A 17,561-nucleotide genomic window follows, 5' to 3' on the forward strand; every position below is an offset into this window, starting at 1 on the left:
AGGGACGTGCGGCGTCCCGCAGGCCGGGCAGCCGCCTGCGGGACGCTCGTCGTGCGGTGGAACGGGTCAGGCACCGGCGAGTTGCTTGCGGTCACGGCCTCCCGTGATCTGGATGCGGCGCGGCTTGGCCTTCTCGGCCACCGGGATGCGCAGGGTCAGCACGCCGGCGTCGTACGAGGCGTCGATCCGGTCCGCGTCGAGCGTGTCGCCGAGGAACAGCTGCCGGGTGAAGGAACCCGTGGGGCGCTCGGCCACCACCAGCTCCGCGCCTTCGGGAGCGGGGGTGCGGCGCTCGGCGCGCACGTTCAGGACGTTGCGTTCGACGTCGAGTTCGATCGTCTCGGGGTCGATGCCGGGCAGGTCGAAGTGGACGATGAAGTCGTCCCCGGCGCGGTAGGCGTCCATCGGCATGGCTGCCGGACGGGGTGCGCCGAAGACCTGCTGCGCGAGTCGGTCGAACTCGCGGAAGGGGTCGGTGCGCATGAGCATCACAGGTCACTCCTTTCCTGAGCCTCTGTCTTGCGATGCCCTCGACGCCTTCTTATATAGCTCGGAGCCGAAAACTTGACAACCCCAGGCTCAACTTCGAGGGAAAGCGCAGCGTGAGCGGTAGCCTCGTACCCCGAACTCCAGGAGGAAGTCATGGCGAAGGTCCCCAGCGCGGCGGTCGCCGCGGCCGGACTCGTGGGCGGGTACGGCGTGGCCCGCTGGACCAGGAAGCGGCAGCTCGGCGGCGCCGTACTGGCCGTCGCGGGGGCCGCGGCCGCCCAGCAGTGGCGGCAGCAGGCGGGCGGGCGGGCCGCCGGCGCGCTGACCGCCGCCTACGTCGCCGCCTTCGCCGGCTCGCATCCGCTGGCCAAGAAGGTGGGCGCCTGGCCGGCCGTGTTCGGCGTCGCCGGTGCCGTCGCCCTGGCGTCCTGGGCGGTGGCGGACCGACGCGGCTGACGACGGGCCGGGCCGGTTCCAGGAGCTGCCGACCCGCGTCTTCGCGCCGCTCAGCGAAGACTTCCTGGCCGACAGCGGTGGCTACGACCAACTGGGCTTCGGCACGCCGCCGTTGTCCACGTCCGCCTCCGCCTCCGGTGACCTCGCCGCGACCGGCTCCGACGACATCGTCGGCCGGACCGCCACCACCGGCATCACCGCCCTCGCCGGAGGGTTGCTCCTGCTGCGTCGCCGGGACCGGGCACGGCGGGCGTCCGAGTAAGCCACTCCCGCCCGCTCCCGCCCGCTCCGGCTCGCTCCAGCCTCTACGCCCCCGTGGCTCCGGCCGCCCCCGTAGCCCCGGTGGTGCCGGTGGTCCCGGTGGCGCCTCCGGCGGCCCCCGCCGTCCGGGTCCCCGCGTGAGCCGGCCTCGCGACCGCCGTGAGCGGGCGGGCGATGTCCTCCAGCGACCGGCGTTCCGCACGGACCGCGAGGAAGGCCGCCACCAGGCCCGCGAGGCACATCAGGGTCGCGCCGATCTGGAACGCGAGGACCGTGTCGCCGACCTTGCCGCTCTCGGTGAGGTCGGCGAAGAGCAGCGGCCCGCTGATGCCGCCGGCGGCGGTGCCGAGGGCGTAGAAGAAGGCGATGGACATCGCGCGGGTCTCCATCGGGAAGACCTCGGACACCGTGAGGTAGGCGCTGGACGCACCGGCCGAGGCGAAGAACAGCACCGCGCACCAGCAGGCCGTCATGGTGGCCGCGCTCAGCGCACCCCGGTCGAAAAGCCAGGCCGTGCCGAACAGCAGCAGGCCGGAGAGCAGGTACGTCGAGGAGATCATCACCCGGCGCCCGACCGTGTCGAAGAGCTTGCCGAGCAGCAGCGGGCCCAGGAAGTTGCCGACCGCGATGACGGCGAAGTAGTACCCGGTGTTGCCGCTGGGCACGTCGAAGAACTGGGTCAGGATCGCGCCGAAGCCGAAGGTGATGGCGTTGTAGAGGAACGCCTGGCCGATGAAGAGGGCGAAGCCGAGGGTGGCCCGCTTGCGGTACTCGGCGAAGACGGTGCGGCCGATCTCCAGGAACGTCACACTGCGGCGCTGGTGGATGGTGATCTCACCCTCGGGGCGCGGCAGCGGTTCACCCCGCTCGGCCTCCACCCGTTCCTCGATGGCGGACACGATCCGTTCCGCCTCGTCGTCGCGTCCATGGATCAGCAGCCAGCGCGGGCTCTCCGGGACGTGCCGCCGCACCACGAGGATGACCAGGGCGAGGACGGCGCCTAGCGCGAACGTCAGCCGCCAGCCGACGTCGGCGGGCAGGATCGCCGTGTCCAGCGCGACGATCGACAGCAGCGCGCCGCCGACCGCTCCCAGCCAGAAGCTGCCGTTGATCATCAGGTCGACGCGGCCGCGGTACTGCGCGGGGATCAGCTCGTCGATCGCGGAGTTGATCGCCGCGTACTCGCCACCGATACCGAACCCGGTCAGGAACCGGAACAGGAAGAACCACCAGGTGTCGAAGGAGACGGCGGTCAGGGCGGTCGCTCCCAGGTAGACCGCCAACGTGATCATGAAGAGCTTCTTACGGCCCCATCTGTCGGTCAGCCGGCCCCAGAACAGGGCGCCGATGCAGGCGCCGGCCACATACAGCGCGGCGGCCAGACCGGTGACCTGCCCCGACGTGATCGGCAGGCCGCTGCCGGGTTCGGAGAGCCGCGGGGCGATGTTGCCGACGACCGTGACCTCCAGGCCGTCGAGGATCCACACGGTGCCGAGACCGATCACGATCGTCCAGTGCCAGCGCGACCACGGGAGGCGGTCCAGCCGGGCGGGGATGTCGGTGGTCAGGGTGCGGCCGGTCTCGGCCTGCGCGGTGGTCATGGGCCCCCTCCTCGGTGAGCGGAAACCCGGTTCGGGTGCCCGGAGTGGGCGGTGCTATCCCTCGGCTCCCCGCCCCGGCCCACGCGCCCCGGCCACGCCGCGCCGCACGCACCACGCCCCCGGCCCCAACGCCGCGGGCCCCGCGCCACGTACGACGCGCCCCCTCCGCGCCCCCGGCTCCACACCGAACGACGCGCCCCTCCCCGCCCCCCGCTCTACGCCCCCAACGCCCGCGACACCGTGTAGATCAGCAGTCCGGCCAGCGAACCGACCACCGTGCCGTTGATCCGGATGAACTGCAGGTCGCGCCCGATGTGCGCCTCGATCTTCTTCGTCGTGTGCTCGGCGTCCCAGCTCGCCACGGTGTCGGTGATCAGGGAGGTGATCTCCGCGCGGTAGGTCGTCACGACGTGCACCGCCGCGTCCTCGACCCAGCGGTCCACCTTGTTCTGCATCGAGGGCTCCGCGGCCATGCGGGCACCCAGGGAGAGCAGCGAGGCCCGCACGCGCAGGCGCAGTTCGCTGCGCTCGTCCTCGGCGGCCGACACGATCATGGCGCGCACGGCGGTCCAGGCGGAGGCGATCAGGTCCTGGACCTCGCCGCGGGCCAGCACCTCGCCCTTCCAGCGCTCCACGCGCGCGCGGGTGTCCGTGTCGGACTGCAGGTCGGAGGCGAAGTCGATGAGGAACCGGTCGAGAGCACCGCGCGCCGGGTGGGAGGGCATGTCGCGCATCTCGGCGCAGAAGCGCAGCAGTTCCTTGTAGACCCGCTCGCCGACCTTCTTGTCGACGAACTTCGGCGTCCAGCCGGGGGCGCCGCCCTGCACGGCGTCCATCACGTCGTCGCCGTGCAGCACCAGCCAGTCGTGCGCCCGCGTCACGATCAGGTCGACGGCCCGTTTGTGGGCGCCGTCGGCGACGACGCCCTCCAGCATCTTGCCGACGCCGGGCGCGATCTCGCGGGCGTCGGCGCGACGGGTGATCGCCTCGCCGACCACCGCCTGGACGTCGGAGTCACGCAGGACCCGCAGGGCACCCCGCAGCGCCGTCGCCAACTCGGCCGTCACGCGGTCCGCGTGCTCCGGGTCCGCCAGCCAGGCGCCGAGCCGGCTGCCGATGCCGACGGCGCGCAGCCGCTGGCGTACGACGTCCTCGGAGAGGAAGTTCTCCCCGACGAACTCGCCCAGGGAGACGCCCAACTGGTCCTTCTTGTTGGGGATGATCGCGGTGTGCGGGATGGGAATGCCCAGCGGGTGGCGGAACAGGGCCGTGACCGCGAACCAGTCCGCCAGCGCGCCCACCATGCCGGCTTCGGCGGCCGCGGCGACATAGCCGGCCCAGGCGCCGGCGCCCGCGTTCGACGCCCACTTGGCGAGGACGTAGACCAGCGCAACGAACAGCAGCATGCCGGTCGCGGTGATCTTCATCCGGCGTACCCCGCGCTGCTTCTCCTCGTCGGCCGCGGTGAACGTCGTCATCGCACGTACGGCCGAGGCGGGGACGCGCCGGTTACCGGCGGCGTCGGCCCGGGCATGCTGCTCTACACCACGCGTTCCCGTTTCATCCGGATTCGTACGTTCCATCCGCTCCACCCGTCCAGTGATCCCCCGCACACATTGTCCCTTCCTGACCTACTCCCGGAACGAATCAAGAGTTCCCGGCGTCTGTTCGGTGGGGGGAGGTCGATGGCGAACTCCGGATGAAGTCCGGCGGCCCAATGGGGGGTCCGTGCAACTCCCCTCCGCCTTATGACGCATCATGAGGTGATCACATCGGAGCCTCGGGCTCCCATCCTCCCGAGGAGACACGCACCGCATGACCAAGCGTCACGGTTATGCCCTGCTTTCCGCGATCATCGCCCTGATCGTCGCGGTTTCGGCCGCCATCTATGTCGGAGTCGCCTCCGACGACGGCAGCACCACAGGCAAGAGCACCACCACCAAGGAGGGCGGCCCGCGCAACCGCGCCGCCCCCGCGTCCACCGGCATCTGGGTCGGCGCCTGGTCCGCCTCCCCGGTCGGCGCGGAGCCCGGCACCGAGGTCGAGGGCCTGGCCGGCCGCTCGGTGCGCAACGTCGTGCACACCAGCGTCGGCGGTACGAGTGTCCGGATCACCCTGTCCAATCTGTACGGCCAGTCGGCGCTGACGATCACCCACGCGACGATCGCCGTCGCCGCCGGACCGGGTACCGCGGCAGCCGTCGCCGACACCATGCGCAGGCTCACCTTCGCCGGCAACACCACGGTCGTCGTCCCGCCCGGGCAGCAGGTGCTCAGCGACGCCGTGCGCCTGGCGGTCCCCGCCGACGCCGACGTGCTGGTCACCACCTACTCCCCCACCCCGTCCGGCCCGGTGACCTACCACCCGCACGCGCGCCAGACCAGCTACGTCGCCGAAGGCGACCTCGCCGAGGACGCGACCGGCGTGGCGTACACCGAGCAGGTCGGCGCCTGGCGGTACCTGACCGCGCTGGACGTCATCAGCAACGAGTCCGACGGCACCGTCGTGGTCTTCGGCGACTCGCTGACCGACGGCATCACGTCCACCCCGAACGCCAACCGCCGCTGGACGGACGTCCTCTCGCGCCGGCTGCGCGCGGCCGTCGCGGCCGGTCAGGACGTGCCGCGCTACAGCGTGGTCAACCAGGGCATCAGCGGCAACCAGATCCTCGCCAGCGGCTCCGGCCGCCCCGCGAACAACGAGGCCGGCCTCGGCCGCTTCCACCGCGACGTCCTCTCCCGTACGAACGTCAAGGTCGTCGTCATCGACCTGGGCGTCAACGACATCCTGCGCAACCCGAACCTCGCCGACCCCAACCGCGTCCTCGACGGCCTGCGCACCCTGGTCCGCCAGGCCCACGCCCGCGGCATCAAGGTCATAGGCGCGACCCTGATGCCCTTCCAGGGCCACCGCGGCTACACCGACGCCCGCGAGATCGTGCGCCAGCAGATCAACGCCGAGATCCGCGCCGGCCGGGTCTTCGACGCGGTCGTCGACTTCGACGCGGCGGTCCGCGACCCGTACAACCCGCGCAGGTTCCGCCCCGACTACGACTCGGGCGACCACCTCCACCCGAGCGACAAGGGCTACGAGCGCATGGCCCAGACCTTCGAGCTGGGCGACCTGAAGGGCGCGGCCCCGGCGGAGCTGTGACGCACCCGGAGCGGGACGGGCGGCTCAGTCCTCGTCCCGCTCCCGCCGCCGCCCTCGCATCTCCCCCATCCGGTCGTGGTGCCCCTCGGCCATTCGGCGGTGCTCCTCGACCATGCGGAGGTGCGCCTCGTGGACGTCGTCCCGGATCGTCTCCTTCAGCTCCCGGGCGGCGGCCTTGCGCTCCAGCTTCTCCCGCCGCCGCTCCTCCCGGAGCTCCTGCCGCTCGGCCCGCGTCAGCTTCCGCTCGACCCCGACGCCGCCCCAGAAGGCGAACCCGGTGACGATCACCCGGGGCGCACCGGGATCCCCCGGCACCCCTTCCTCACGGTGATCGAAGCCCCCCATGACGCCGATCCCCCGCACCACGACCTCGACCCCGGGCGGCACGATCACCTGGATGCCGCCCATGATCGCGACACAGTTGATCTCGATCTCCCGGTCGGCGAAGTTCGCCTCCCGCAGATCGATCTCCCCGCCGCCCCAGAAGCTGAAGCAGTTGAACCGCTTCGGCACCGTCCACCGCCCCTTGCGCTGGAAGCCGGACAGCACCGCGACACCCCACGTCGACGACCCCTCACCACCGACGATCCGCTCCGCCCAACCCGCGTCCGCACCCTCGGCGTTCTTGACCATGTCGACCTTCGGCACGGCCACCTCGCCCACCGGCAGATCCCGGGTGATCGGCGCCAGCTCACCGTACGTACGCGCCCGGTACGTGGCGTCCAGGCGCTCCTCGAACTCCTCCATGTCCAGACGCCCCTCCGCGAGGGCGTCCCGCAGGACCTCGGCGACTCGTTCACGATCTGCGTCGGAGGCACGGAGCTCCGGGGCGTCGTCGGTCATGGACAGCAGCCTACGAGCAACACCGCACCGGGGCTACGAGATCGCCCGCTCGGCCTGCTCGGGCGGGGGTTCGGGGGCGCCCCCCACCGTGTGCAGCATCTTGGCGATCACGGTCTCGATGTCCGGCTCCCGCACCGACAGGTCCACCAGCGGATACGCGGCGGCGACCCGCGCCACCAGCTCCGCCGCCGACCCGGACGCCGGGAAGGCCAGCCACTGCCGCGGCCCCTCCACCTTCACCACCCGCGCCGGCGCCGCCTCGATCGGCGGCAGCTCGCGCTCAAGGTCGACCACCAGGACCCGCTCGCTCTCCCCCACCTCGTGCAGCCCCGCGAGCGGACCGTCGTACATCAGCCGCCCGCGGTCGATCACCATCACACGTGAGCACAGCTGCTCGATGTCCTGCAGGTCGTGCGTGGTCAGCAGCACGGTCGTACCGCGCTCGGTGTTCACCTCCCGCAAGAACTCCCGCACCTTCGCCTTGGAGATGACGTCCAGCCCGATCGTCGGCTCGTCCAGGTACAGCACGTCCGGATCGTGCAGCAGCGCCGCCGCGATGTCGCCGCGCATCCGCTGGCCGAGGGAGAGCTGACGCACCGGGACGTCCAACAGGACTCCCAGGTCGAGGAGTTCGACCAGCCGGTCGAGGTTCTCGCGGTAACGGCCGTCCGGGATGCGGTACATGCGGTGCATCAGCTTGTACGAGTCGATCAGCGGCAGGTCCCACCACAGCGTCGTGCGCTGACCGAACACCACCCCGATGCGGTGCGCGAGCCGGGTCCGCTCCCGGGACGGGTCGATACCGGCGACCCGCAGCCGGCCACCGCTCGGCGTGAGGATGCCGGTCAGCATCTTGATCGTCGTCGACTTGCCGGCGCCGTTCGGGCCGATGTAGCCCACCATCTCACCGCGCGCCACGGTGAAGGAGATCGAGTCGACGGCCCGCACCTGCCGCCGCTCCCGCTTGAGAAATCCGGTCTTCCTGCGTACGTCGAAGACCTTCTCGACACGGTCGAGTTCGATGAAGGGGTCCATGACAGGGTTCACACCAGGCTCCGTGACAGCGTCCATCGACTGCTCGCTAACTCCCCGTACTCCGATACGACCTCAGCCCCGACCGCCACGCCAGACCGGCCAGCGCGCAGCATCCCAGCGCCACCAGCGGTGACGCGAAAGCCGTCCACCCGGGCAGGCCGACCGGATACGGCCGCCCCAACAGGTACGAGGCGGGCACCCAGTTGACGAAGGCGAGCGGCAGCATGAAGGTCACCCCGCGCACCAGGTCCTTGCCGAACACGGTCGGCGGGTACTGCAACAGGGTGGTCCCGCCGTACGTGAACGCGTTCTGCACCTCGGCCGCGTCCTGCGCCAGGATCTGGAAGGCGGCGCCCGCCACGAAGAACGACGCGAAGATCAGCGCCCCGCTGACCACCACCAACGGCACCAGCAGCACCTTCGCCGGACTCCAGTCCACGTCGACGGCCACCAGCGACCAGCCCAGCACCACCGCGCCCTGCGTGATCCGGCCCAGGCGGCGCAGCGCGAAGTGGTCCGCGCCGATCTGCGCGAGCACCGGCGCGGGACGCACCAGCAGCGTGTCGAACGAGCCGTCCCGGATCCGGCCGCCCAGCACGTCCATGGAGCCCAGCGCCAGATCCGTGATCCCGAACGCCGTCACCGACAGCCCGTACAGCAGCGCGACCTCCGGCATCGACCAGCCGCCCAACGAGTCGACCTGCGAGAACATCAGCAGGATCGTCACGAAGTCCAGGCCGGTCACCAGCAGGTTGCCCAGCACCGTGACCACGAAGGAGGTGCGGTAGGTCATGCTCGACCGGACCCACATCCCGGCGACCAGGCCGTAGGCCCGCAGCCCCTCGCGCAGCACACCGCGCTCACCCACCCTGGACCACCACCCGCCGCGTCGCCGCCGACTGCACCAGCCGCCCCGCCACCAGCAGCGCCACCGCCCAGAACCCCTGGAAGACGTACGCCCGCAGCGGATCCGCCTCGCCCATCAGCACGTCCGCCGGCATCTGGATCTGCGCCGCCCACGGCAGCACCCGCGCGATGTCGCCGAGCGCTCCCGGGAAGACGTTCAGGGGCAGCACCATGCCGGAGAAGAAGATCCCGGTGATCATCAGGGCCTGGTTGACGCCCGTGCCGTCCATGAGCCAGAACGCGCTCAACGCCACCAGGTAGCGGATCGCGAAGCTGACGACCGCCGCCAGCACGAGCGTCACCCCGAAAGCCGCCCACAGGGTGACGTCCGTCGGCAGCGCCATGGGGAAGAAGACCCAGCCGAACGCGAACGGGACCACGCCCCGCCCCAGCAACTGGAACAGCGCCCGCCCCAGATCGCTCGCCAGCCACCACAGCTGCAGATCGGCCGGCCGGTACAGGTCGACGGCGATCTCCCCGGTGCGGATGCGCCCCATCAGGTCCTTCTCGGCGCCGCCGCCCTGGATGGCGAGGGTGGCGTACAGGCACTGCCCCAGCCACACATAGGTGACGGCCTGCGCCTGGTCGTAGCCGCCGAGATGCGGCTTCTGGTCCCAGAGCGCCAGATAGGTGTGGACGAGGATCACACCGAAGACGGTGTTGGTGAACACCCCTGCCGCCGTCGCCGTCCGATAGGTCGCGTACCGTCTGAACCCTCTTACGGCGACGGCCAGGTACAACCGCCCCGAGCCCACATCCACAGCCCTCCTCGCCCCGCGGACACCGAAGCGCAGGAGCCTAGTGCGCGGCCGAGGAGAAGGGCCAGCCGATTTCTGGCGGGAAAGCAGCCGACCGGAGAGCCTGCTCACTTTCGCGGACACGCGCCGGTTTCCGGGAACGGTTCGCCTGGTGCGAGAGTCTTCAATGGGGGCGCAGTAGGCGTACGAGGCGTACGGGAACGTACGACGCGAAACAGGAGTTCGGGCACGACATGAGCGACGAGCAGCAGCCGCCACAGCAGCCGACCCCGACGGCCGGTCGGCCGAAACGGACGGGCTGGCGACGGATCATCCCGACCTGGCGCACGGTGCTGGGCACCCTCGTCATCGGCGCGCTGCTGCTGTTCGGGTTGTTCTTCCTCGGCTACTCCATGGTCAAGATCCCGCCGGCCAACGCGCTCGCCACCAAGCAGGCCAACGTCTACCTGTACGCGGACGGCTCCGTGATCGCCCGCGACGGCCAGGTCAACCGCGAGAACGTCACCCTCGCGCAGATCTCCAAGCCCGGCCGGCACGCCATCCTGGCCGCCGAGGACCGCGACTTCTACTCCGAGTCCGCCGTCGACCCCAAGGCGATGGTGCGCGCCGCCTGGAACACCGCCCTGGGCAAGGGCAAGCAGTCCGGCTCCACGATCACCCAGCAGTACGTGAAGAACTACTACCTGCGCCAGGAACAGACCGTCACCCGCAAGGTGAAGGAGTTCTTCATCGCGATCAAGCTGGACCGCGAGAAGAGCAAGGACGAGATCCTGGAGGGCTACCTCAACACCAGCTTCTTCGGCCGCAACGCCTACGGCATCCAGGCCGCCGCCCAGGCCTACTACGGCATGGACGCCAAGGACCTCGACCCGGCACGCGCCGCCTACCTCGCCGCGCTCGTCAACGCGCCCAGCCAGTACGACGTCATCGCCCACCCGGAGAACAAGTCCGCGGCGCTGGCCCGCTGGAACTACGTCCTGGACGGCATGGTCACCAAGGGCTGGCTGGCCGAGAAGGACCGGGCCGGCATCAAGTTCCCCATGCCCAAGGAGGCCACGGCCTCCACCAACCTGTCCGGGCAGCGCGGCTACATCGTGCGGATCGTGAAGGACTACCTGATCGAGAACAAGATCGCCACGGAGGAGAACCTGGAGGCGGGCGGCTACCGCATCACCACCACCCTGCACAAGGACAAGCAGAACGCCTTCGTCGACGCGGTCAACGACCAGCTGATGTCCAAGCTGGACAAGAAGAACAACAAGATCGACACCTATGTCCGCGCGGGCGGCGCCTCCGTCGACCCGAAGACCGGCAAGGTCGTCGCGATGTACAACGGCATCGACTACGTCAAGCAGTACACCCCGAACGCCACCCGCCGGGACTACCAGGTGGGCTCCACGTTCAAGCCGTTCGTGTTCACCTCGGCCGTCCAGCACGGATCGACCACCCAGGACGGCCGCCCGATCACCCCGAACACGATCTACGACGGCACCAACAAGCGCCCCGTCCAGGGCTGGAGCGGCGGCTACGACCCCGCCAACGAGGACGACGTCTCCTACGGCGACATCACCGTACGCACGGCCACCGACAAGTCCGTCAACTCGGTGTACGCGCAGATGGCCGTCGACGTCGGCCCCGCCAAGGTCAAGGACACCGCGGTCGAACTCGGCCTGCCCGCCGCCACCCCCGACCTCACCCCGTACCCGTCCATCGCGCTCGGCACCGCCACCGCCAGCGTCCTGGACATGGCCGAGGCCTACGCGACCCTCGCCAACCACGGCAGGCACGGCACGTACACCATGATCGAGAAGGTCACCAAGGACGGCGCCGACGTCATCGACCTGCCCAAGCGCAAGACCTCCCAGGTCATCAGCCGCGAGGCCGCCGACACCACCACCTCGGTCCTCAAGAGCGTCGTCGAGAACGGCACCGGCACCCCCGCGCAGGCCGCCGGGCGCCCGGCGGCGGGCAAGACCGGCACCGCGGAGGAGGACAAGGCCGCCTGGTTCGCCGGCTACACCCCCGAACTCGCCACCGTCGTCGCCGTCATGGGCCAGGACCCGGTCACGGCCGCCCAGAAGCCCCTGTACGGCGCCCTGGGCCTCCAGCGCATGAACGGCAGCGGCCCGCCCACCGCGATCTGGGCCCAGTTCACCAAGGAGGCCCTCAAGGGCGAGCCGGTCACCGACTTCGACCTGGAACTCCAGGAGGGCGCCGACGTGCCCCAGTACCCGACGACCGACCCCACCCCGGGCGACCAGGGCAGCGGCGACCAGGACAACGGCGGCACCACCGGCGACACCACCGGCGGGACGGACACCGAGGGACAGACCGGAGGTGAGACGCCCGGACAGACGGACGGCGGCACCACCGACGGCACGGACACCGGCGGCACCGAAGGCGGCACGACCGACGGCGGCACCACCGACGGCACGGACACCGGCGGCACCACCGACGGCGGCACCACCGGAGACACCACCGGCGGGACGGACACCGGAGGAACGGACACCGGCGGTACGGGCGACACCGGTACCGGCGGAACGGACACCGGAGGCGGCTCAACGTCGGGCAACACCGGCGGACCGCAGACCGCGGGCCTCAGACTGTGAGCACCGAGCCGGTCCGGTGACGGCCGGGCCGGCTCAGTGCCCGCTGGTCGCCTTCAGCCCCACCACGGCGACCAGCAGCAGACAGACGAAGAAGATCCGCGCGGCGGTGACCGGCTCACCCAGCACCACCATGCCCACCACCGCCGCACCGGCCGCCCCGATCCCCACCCACACGCCGTAGGCGGTGCCGATGGGCAGGGACTTCGCGGCGTAGGACAGCAGCAGCATGCTGGCGACGATGCCCGCGCCGGTGAACAGGCTGGGGACAAGACGGGTGAAACCGTCGGTGTACTTCATGCCGACCGACCAGCCGACCTCCAGCAGACCGGCGACGACAAGCAGAACCCAGGCCACGACGGGCACCTCCGAGACGTATTGACGTGAGAGGGGGTGCGTCGTCTTTTCCTGCATCCCGGTACGGCGCGTCTCGTCGGGCTCCTTCAAAGCTAGCAAGCGAACGGCGCAAGGGGCCGGTGACCCTGGTCACCGGCCCCTTCCGCCCACCGGACTACAGGTAGAGCCCCGTCGAGTCCTGCGACCCCTCGAACCGGTCGGCGGCCACGGCATGCAGATCACGCTCACGCATGAGCACGTACGCCACCCCGCGCACCTCGACCTCGGCACGGTCCTCCGGGTCGTACAGCACCCGGTCACCGGTCTCCACGGTCCGTACGTTCTGCCCCACCGCGACGACCTCCGCCCAGGCCAGCCGACGACCGACGGCCGCCGTGGCGGGGATCAGGATGCCGCCACCGGAACGCCGCTCACCCTCGTTGGTGTCCTGCCGCACGAGTACACGGTCGTGCAGCATCCGGATGGGCAGCTTGTCGTGATGGGTACTGTGCTCGTTTCTGTTGGCGCTCACACCTTGAACCTACCTGCCTTCGCCGTCTGCGTCCGCCGCCGGGTCCGCCGTCACTCAGCCCTTGCGGCGCCGGGTGCCGAGGGCCAGCAGGCCCACGAGGCCGACCGCGACGAGCGCCACGGGCACGATCCGCTCGATACGGGGCGCGCCCTCCTCGTCGGTGAACTTGGCCTTGACATCGCTCACGGCCCGGTTGACCCCGACATAGGCCCGTCCGAGCGTGTGGTCGATGTTCGAGACGACCTTGGCCTTCGCGTCGCCGACGATCGTCTTCGGGTGCACCCGCACCCCGATCTCGTCGAGCGTCTCGGCCAGCACTGCGCGGCGGGCCTTGATGTCCGCCTCGATCTGCGCCGGTGTTCTGGTGTCCGACGTGTCCGCCACCGTTCGGCCTCCGAAGTGAAGCTGATGCTGTTTGCGGACAGTCTGTCAGCTCCACGGCGAACCGCACCGTCAGGCTCCCCGGTTACGCTGGTCCGATGAGCGAGCGACTCCAGCCGGGGGACGTGGCCCCCGCCTTCACCCTGCCCGACGCCGACGGCAACGAGGTGTCCCTCTCGGACCACAAGGGCCGCAAGGTCATCGTGTACTTCTACCCGGCGGCCCTCACCCCCGGCTGCACCAAGCAGGCCTGCGACTTCACGGACAACCTGGAGCTCCTGGCCGGCGCCGGCTACGACGTGATCGGCATCTCCCCCGACAAGCCGGAGAAGCTCGCCAAATTCCGCGAGAAGGAGTCCCTGAAGATCACCCTGCTCGCCGACCCCGAGAAGACCGTCACGGAGTCCTACGGCGCCTTCGGCGAGAAGAAGAACTACGGCAAGACCTACCTGGGCGTCATCCGCTCCACGATCGTCGTGGACGAGGAGGGCAAGGTCGAGCGGGCGCTGTACAACGTCCGGGCGACCGGCCACGTCGCGAAGATCATCAAGGACCTGGGCATCTGAGACCCTCCTCGTCCGCTCGAAGCGGCCCGGCCCGGATCACCCCGGACCGGGCCGCTTTGCCGTTCGGGCGTGACCGTCCGATAAACGGTTCGTTACTCCGTACGAGATCACGAACGGGTGGTCGAGAACGGAGGGGCTCGATGGGGGCCAGTGCGTACACCAGGGAGCGGCTGGAGGAGGCGGCTCGGGGGGCGCGGACGTTGTCGGAGGCGTGTGTGCGGTTGGGGGTGGATCCGAAGAGCTGGAAGCGGCGGTATGTCCACGAGCGGATGAAGAAGCTCGGCGTGGACGTCGCGCACTTCGAGCGGGAGGGCGCCAAGTGGACGCGGGAGATCCTCGAACCGGTGGTCGCCCTGTCGACGAGCGTCAACGAGGTACTGCGCCGCCTGGGACTCGACCCGGTCGGCGGGCACCACACGAACATCTCGCGGCACATCAAGGCGTACGGCCTCGACACCTCGCACTTCACCTCGGTCGTCCGCACGGAGCGGCAACGCCACAACCAGCGTCGCCGGACAGCCGGAGAGATCCTCACGGAGGTCACCTCGGCGCACGCCGGACGCGTACCGAGCAGCCGTCTCAAGCGGGCGATGCGCGCGATGGGCGGGGCGGAGCGATGCGCCCTGTGCGGAATCGAAGCCGTCTGGCTCGGCGAGCCTCTGCCCCTTGAGGTCGACCACATCGACGGCAACTGGCGGAACAACCGGATCGAAAACCTGCGCCTGCTCTGCCCCAACTGCCACTCGACGACCGACGGTTACCGCGGCCGCGGCAAACGGCGCACCAGGGAACGGGCCTCATGAGCAGCGGCACTCGGTACAGCCGGGAGCGACTGGCCGAAGCGGCCCGTCTGTGCACCGACATCGACGAGGTCATCGTCTTCCTCGGTACGCGGCCGTACGGGAACCTGCGTCGCTACCTCGTCGCACGTTTCGCCCACTTCGGCATCGACATCTCGCACTTCCGTCCCTGCGGCCGACGTCCTCGTCCCACGGAGAGCGACCTGCGTTCGGCGGTCGCCGAGTCATCCTCCCTCGCGGAGGTCCTGCGCCGTCTGGATCGCCCGGGCAACGGCTCGCAACGCACCCAGGTGCGCAGGTGGATCGCCGAGCACGACATCGACACCTCGCACTTCCTTGGGCAGGCCCATCAGCGAGGCAGACCGGCAGCGAACGCGAAGCGCCCGCAAGAGGTACTGATCCGGCACAGCGGCACCCAGCGGACAGCTACCGGTCTGCTACGTCGTGCCCTTCTGGCGGTCGGTGTCGCCGAGGAGTGCGCACGGTGCGGGGTGGGCCCGGAGTGGCTCGGCAAGCCCATGACCCTGGAGGTCGATCACATCAGCGGTGACTGGAGCGACAACCGGCGGCAGAATCTGCGGCTGCTGTGCCCCAACTGTCACGCGATCACGAGCACCTGGTGCAGGGGAGGCAACAGGCCGCGAGCGACTGCCGGTACGATGACAGACGGCTAGCGGCGGTGGTGCAATGGCGACACAGCAGGTTTAGGTCCTGTGGCCCTAGCGGGCTTGAGGGTTCGAATCCCTTCCGCCGCACGAGTACGGCCTGCGCATCGAAGGTTCCTTGCGCAGGCCGTTCCCTTCAGGGTCAGCCCAGCAGCTCCTTCACCACCGGCACCAACGCCCGGAACGCCTTCCCCCGATGGCTGATCGCGTTCTTCTCCTCGGCACTGAGTTCGGCGCACGTCCGCGTCTCCCCCTCCGGCTGCAGGATCGGGTCGTACCCGAACCCGTTCGTGCCCACCGGCGCGTGCCGGAGCACGCCGCGCAACTGTCCCTCGACCACCCGCTCCGTGCCGTCCGGCAGGGCGAGGGCGGCCGCGCACGCGAAGTGGGCGCCGCGGTGTGCGTCGTCGATGTCGGAGAGCTGGGCGAGGAGGAGGTTCAGGTTCGCCTGGTCGTCGCCGTGCCGGCCGGCCCAGCGGGCGGAGAAGATGCCGGGGGCGCCGTTCAGGACGTCGACGCACAGGCCGGAGTCGTCGGCGACCGCCGGGAGGCCGGTGGCCCGGGCGAGGGCGTGGGCTTTGAGCAGTGCGTTCTCGGCGAAGGTGACGCCGGTTTCCTTGACGTCGGGGATGTCCGGGTAGGCGTCCGCGCCGACGAGTTCGTGAGGGAGGTCTGCGTCGGCGAGGATCGCCCTGAGTTCGGTGATCTTTCCGGCGTTGCGGGTGGCGAGGATCAAGCGGGTCATGGGGTCCAGTATCGCGGCGCCCGGCCCGCTTGCCCGTGCCGGGTGTTACGGCGTGCAGACCTTGGTGAGTTCACCGGCGGCGCTGGTGACGGGGGTGATGTCGGGGGTCTCGTCGCCGTTCTTGATCGAGTCGCGGACGTTGGTGACGGCCTGCTGGAGGTCGTCCACCGCCTTGTTGACGTCGGTGTTGTCGGTCTTGTCGCCGATCTTGTCGAGGTTCTTGTCGATGGAGGTCAGCGATTCCTCGAGCTGGGTCGGGTCGTTGGCGGCGCTGTCCACGGCCTGCTGGAGTTCGGTGACGCTGTCGGCGATGGCGTCGGCGGTCTGGACGCAGTCCATCGCCTTGCTGACGGCGTCGCAGCCGGTGGTCAGCCCGGCCGTCAGTGCGGCAGCCGCGACGGCTGCGGCGGCTATGGCGATACGGCTCCGGCGGCGTCGGCTCGTGGCCATGGTTGACGTTCCCTCCCTGCCCAGGGCTTGCGGCCCCCCGTTGTTCACTGGCCGGGCGTACGGTGGTGTGCCGTACGCCCGTACCCGTAGTGACGCGGGGAACGGCGGCGCGGTTGCCCGGGGCACCAGCTGTTCTTGGTGTGTCCTTTACTTTTCGAGGACGGTATCAAGTGCCTTGCGCTGGAGTTCCGCCAGTTCCCCGCAGCCCGAGACGGCGAGGTCGAGCAGGGCGTTGAGTTCCTCGCGGGCGAAGGGTTCGGCCTCGGCGGTGCCCTGGACCTCGACGAAGCGGCCGTCGCCGGTGCAGACGACGTTCATGTCGGTGTCGGCCTTGACGTCTTCCTCGTAGCGCAGGTCGAGGAGGGGGACGCCGTCGACGATGCCGACGGAGATGGCGCTGACGGTGCCGGTGAGCGGCTTGCGGCCGGGCTTGATCAGTTTTTTGCCCTGGGCCCAGGAGACGGCGTCGGCGAGGGCGACGTAGGCGCCGGTGATGGCTGCGGTGCGGGTGCCGCCGTCGGCTTGGAGGACGTCGCAGTCGAGGACGATGGTGTTCTCGCCGAGTGCCTTGTAGTCGATGACGGCGCGCAGGGAGCGGCCGATGAGGCGGCTGATCTCGTGGGTGCGGCCGCCGATCTTGCCTCGGACGGATTCGCGGTCGCCGCGGGTGTTGGTGGCGCGGGGCAGCATGGCGTATTCCGCGGTGACCCAGCCCTCGCCGCTGCCCTTGCGCCAGCGCGGGACGCCTTCGGTGAAGGAGGCGGTGCACAGGACCTTGGTGTCGCCGAAGGAGACGAGGACGGAGCCTTCGGCGTGCTTGCTCCAGGCGCGTTCGATGGTGACGGGGCGGAGTTGTTCGGGGGTGCGGCCGTCGATTCGAGACAGTGAGGACATGGCGTTGAGCCTAGTCGCAGATGGGAAGGGCCCCTCCCGTGCTGGGGAGGGGCCCGGCAGGGCCTGAAGGTGTGGCCGCTGTGG

20 protein-coding genes, 1 tRNA gene and 1 riboswitch are annotated in these 17,561 nt (G+C 70.1%); of the genes, 8 read left to right on the top strand and 13 right to left on the bottom strand.

What is annotated here, in order from left to right:
• Positions 1-66: 66 nt before the first annotated feature.
• On the bottom strand, positions 67-489 hold the full coding sequence (locus ACWCPI_RS15905) for an Hsp20/alpha crystallin family protein (protein WP_451038670.1): 423 nt from the start codon (positions 487-489) through the stop codon (positions 67-69).
• A 153-nt stretch (positions 490-642) separates the two neighbouring features.
• On the opposite strand from ACWCPI_RS15905, the gene ACWCPI_RS15910 reads away from it, so the two are divergent.
• Both ACWCPI_RS15910 and ACWCPI_RS15915 read left to right on the top strand, forming a co-directional pair.
• A complete protein-coding gene (locus tag ACWCPI_RS15910; protein ID WP_451038671.1) occupies positions 643-945 on the top strand; it encodes a hypothetical protein in 303 nt (100 codons plus the stop codon).
• Positions 899-1,207, top strand: coding sequence for a hypothetical protein (locus ACWCPI_RS15915; protein WP_451038672.1), 309 nt, complete (start codon positions 899-901; stop codon positions 1,205-1,207). Before ACWCPI_RS15910 ends, ACWCPI_RS15915 begins: the two co-directional genes overlap by 47 nt.
• Before the next feature lie 43 nt (positions 1,208-1,250).
• Here the strand turns inward: ACWCPI_RS15915 and ACWCPI_RS15920 are convergent, their stop codons facing one another.
• Entirely contained in the window at positions 1,251-2,807 is a 1,557-nt protein-coding gene (locus tag ACWCPI_RS15920; protein ID WP_451038673.1) for an MFS transporter, read from the bottom strand.
• A 215-nt stretch (positions 2,808-3,022) separates the two neighbouring features.
• Positions 3,023-4,390, bottom strand: a complete 1,368-nt coding sequence (locus ACWCPI_RS15925) for a DUF445 domain-containing protein (protein ID WP_451038674.1) — start codon at positions 4,388-4,390, stop codon at positions 3,023-3,025.
• A 232-nt stretch (positions 4,391-4,622) separates the two neighbouring features.
• Here ACWCPI_RS15925 and ACWCPI_RS15930 point away from each other — a divergent pair, with 232 nt between their 5' ends.
• Positions 4,623-5,960 (top strand): SGNH/GDSL hydrolase family protein, encoded by a 1,338-nt coding sequence (locus ACWCPI_RS15930; protein WP_451038675.1) that lies wholly within the window; start codon positions 4,623-4,625, stop codon positions 5,958-5,960.
• Positions 5,961-5,984: 24 nt separating this feature from the next.
• Here ACWCPI_RS15930 and ACWCPI_RS15935 read toward each other — a convergent pair whose 3' ends face one another.
• From ACWCPI_RS15935 to ACWCPI_RS15950, 4 genes are read right to left on the bottom strand one after another with little or no spacing between them, the layout of a single operon-like run.
• Positions 5,985-6,803 carry a DUF1707 SHOCT-like domain-containing protein gene (locus ACWCPI_RS15935; protein WP_451038676.1) on the bottom strand — a complete coding sequence of 273 codons (819 nt, stop codon included), beginning with the start codon at positions 6,801-6,803 and terminating at the stop codon, positions 5,985-5,987.
• A 33-nt stretch (positions 6,804-6,836) separates the two neighbouring features.
• On the bottom strand, positions 6,837-7,874 hold the full coding sequence (locus ACWCPI_RS15940; RefSeq protein WP_451038677.1) for an ABC transporter ATP-binding protein: 1,038 nt from the start codon (positions 7,872-7,874) through the stop codon (positions 6,837-6,839).
• Between the two features lie 10 nt (positions 7,875-7,884).
• Positions 7,885-8,706, bottom strand: coding sequence for an ABC transporter permease (locus ACWCPI_RS15945; protein ID WP_451038678.1), 822 nt, complete (start codon positions 8,704-8,706; stop codon positions 7,885-7,887).
• Positions 8,699-9,499 carry an ABC transporter permease gene (locus ACWCPI_RS15950; RefSeq protein WP_451038791.1) on the bottom strand — a complete coding sequence of 267 codons (801 nt, stop codon included), beginning with the start codon at positions 9,497-9,499 and terminating at the stop codon, positions 8,699-8,701. Before ACWCPI_RS15950 ends, ACWCPI_RS15945 begins: the two co-directional genes overlap by 8 nt.
• A 236-nt stretch (positions 9,500-9,735) precedes the next feature.
• On the opposite strand from ACWCPI_RS15950, the gene ACWCPI_RS15955 reads away from it, so the two are divergent.
• Positions 9,736-12,111 carry a transglycosylase domain-containing protein gene (locus tag ACWCPI_RS15955; protein WP_451038679.1) on the top strand — a complete coding sequence of 792 codons (2,376 nt, stop codon included), beginning with the start codon at positions 9,736-9,738 and terminating at the stop codon, positions 12,109-12,111.
• A 33-nt stretch (positions 12,112-12,144) separates the two neighbouring features.
• Here the strand turns inward: ACWCPI_RS15955 and sugE are convergent, their stop codons facing one another.
• The 3 genes from sugE to ACWCPI_RS15970 form a co-directional block, all read right to left on the bottom strand.
• Positions 12,145-12,465, bottom strand: a complete 321-nt coding sequence (sugE, locus tag ACWCPI_RS15960) for a quaternary ammonium compound efflux SMR transporter SugE (RefSeq protein WP_451038680.1) — start codon at positions 12,463-12,465, stop codon at positions 12,145-12,147.
• 35 nt (positions 12,466-12,500) lie between these two features.
• Positions 12,501-12,562, bottom strand: a riboswitch (guanidine-III (ykkC-III) riboswitch).
• Between the two features lie 57 nt (positions 12,563-12,619).
• Complete coding sequence (locus ACWCPI_RS15965) at positions 12,620-12,976, bottom strand: GroES family chaperonin (RefSeq protein WP_451038681.1); 357 nt, start codon at positions 12,974-12,976, stop codon at positions 12,620-12,622.
• Between the two features lie 54 nt (positions 12,977-13,030).
• Positions 13,031-13,360, bottom strand: coding sequence for a DUF3618 domain-containing protein (locus ACWCPI_RS15970; RefSeq protein WP_451038682.1), 330 nt, complete (start codon positions 13,358-13,360; stop codon positions 13,031-13,033).
• A gap of 95 nt (positions 13,361-13,455) precedes the next feature.
• Between ACWCPI_RS15970 and bcp the strand changes: the two genes are divergently transcribed.
• The 4 genes from bcp to ACWCPI_RS15990 all read left to right on the top strand — a co-directional run bounded on the left by bcp (position 13,456) and on the right by ACWCPI_RS15990 (position 15,478).
• On the top strand, positions 13,456-13,923 hold the full coding sequence (gene bcp, locus ACWCPI_RS15975; protein ID WP_451038683.1) for a thioredoxin-dependent thiol peroxidase: 468 nt from the start codon (positions 13,456-13,458) through the stop codon (positions 13,921-13,923).
• Between the two features lie 140 nt (positions 13,924-14,063).
• Positions 14,064-14,726: an HNH endonuclease signature motif containing protein gene (locus ACWCPI_RS15980; protein ID WP_451038684.1), complete on the top strand. Its 663-nt coding sequence runs from the start codon at positions 14,064-14,066 to the stop codon at positions 14,724-14,726.
• A complete protein-coding gene (locus ACWCPI_RS15985) occupies positions 14,723-15,397 on the top strand; it encodes an HNH endonuclease signature motif containing protein (protein WP_451038685.1) in 675 nt (224 codons plus the stop codon). The genes ACWCPI_RS15980 and ACWCPI_RS15985 overlap by 4 nt, the downstream gene beginning before the upstream one ends.
• Positions 15,397-15,478, top strand: a tRNA-Leu gene (locus ACWCPI_RS15990). Before ACWCPI_RS15985 ends, ACWCPI_RS15990 begins: the two co-directional genes overlap by 1 nt.
• 52 nt (positions 15,479-15,530) lie before the next feature.
• Here the strand turns inward: ACWCPI_RS15990 and rdgB are convergent.
• From rdgB to rph, 3 genes are all read right to left on the bottom strand, one after another.
• Positions 15,531-16,133 carry an RdgB/HAM1 family non-canonical purine NTP pyrophosphatase gene (gene rdgB, locus ACWCPI_RS15995; RefSeq protein WP_451038686.1) on the bottom strand — a complete coding sequence of 201 codons (603 nt, stop codon included), beginning with the start codon at positions 16,131-16,133 and terminating at the stop codon, positions 15,531-15,533.
• A gap of 45 nt (positions 16,134-16,178) precedes the next feature.
• A complete protein-coding gene (locus tag ACWCPI_RS16000) occupies positions 16,179-16,583 on the bottom strand; it encodes a hypothetical protein (protein WP_451038687.1) in 405 nt (134 codons plus the stop codon).
• A 147-nt stretch (positions 16,584-16,730) separates the two neighbouring features.
• Entirely contained in the window at positions 16,731-17,468 is a 738-nt protein-coding gene (gene rph, locus ACWCPI_RS16005; RefSeq protein WP_451038792.1) for a ribonuclease PH, read from the bottom strand.
• Positions 17,469-17,561 lie beyond the last annotated feature (93 nt).

This window comes from Streptomyces sp. NPDC001920 (genome assembly GCF_053594495.1).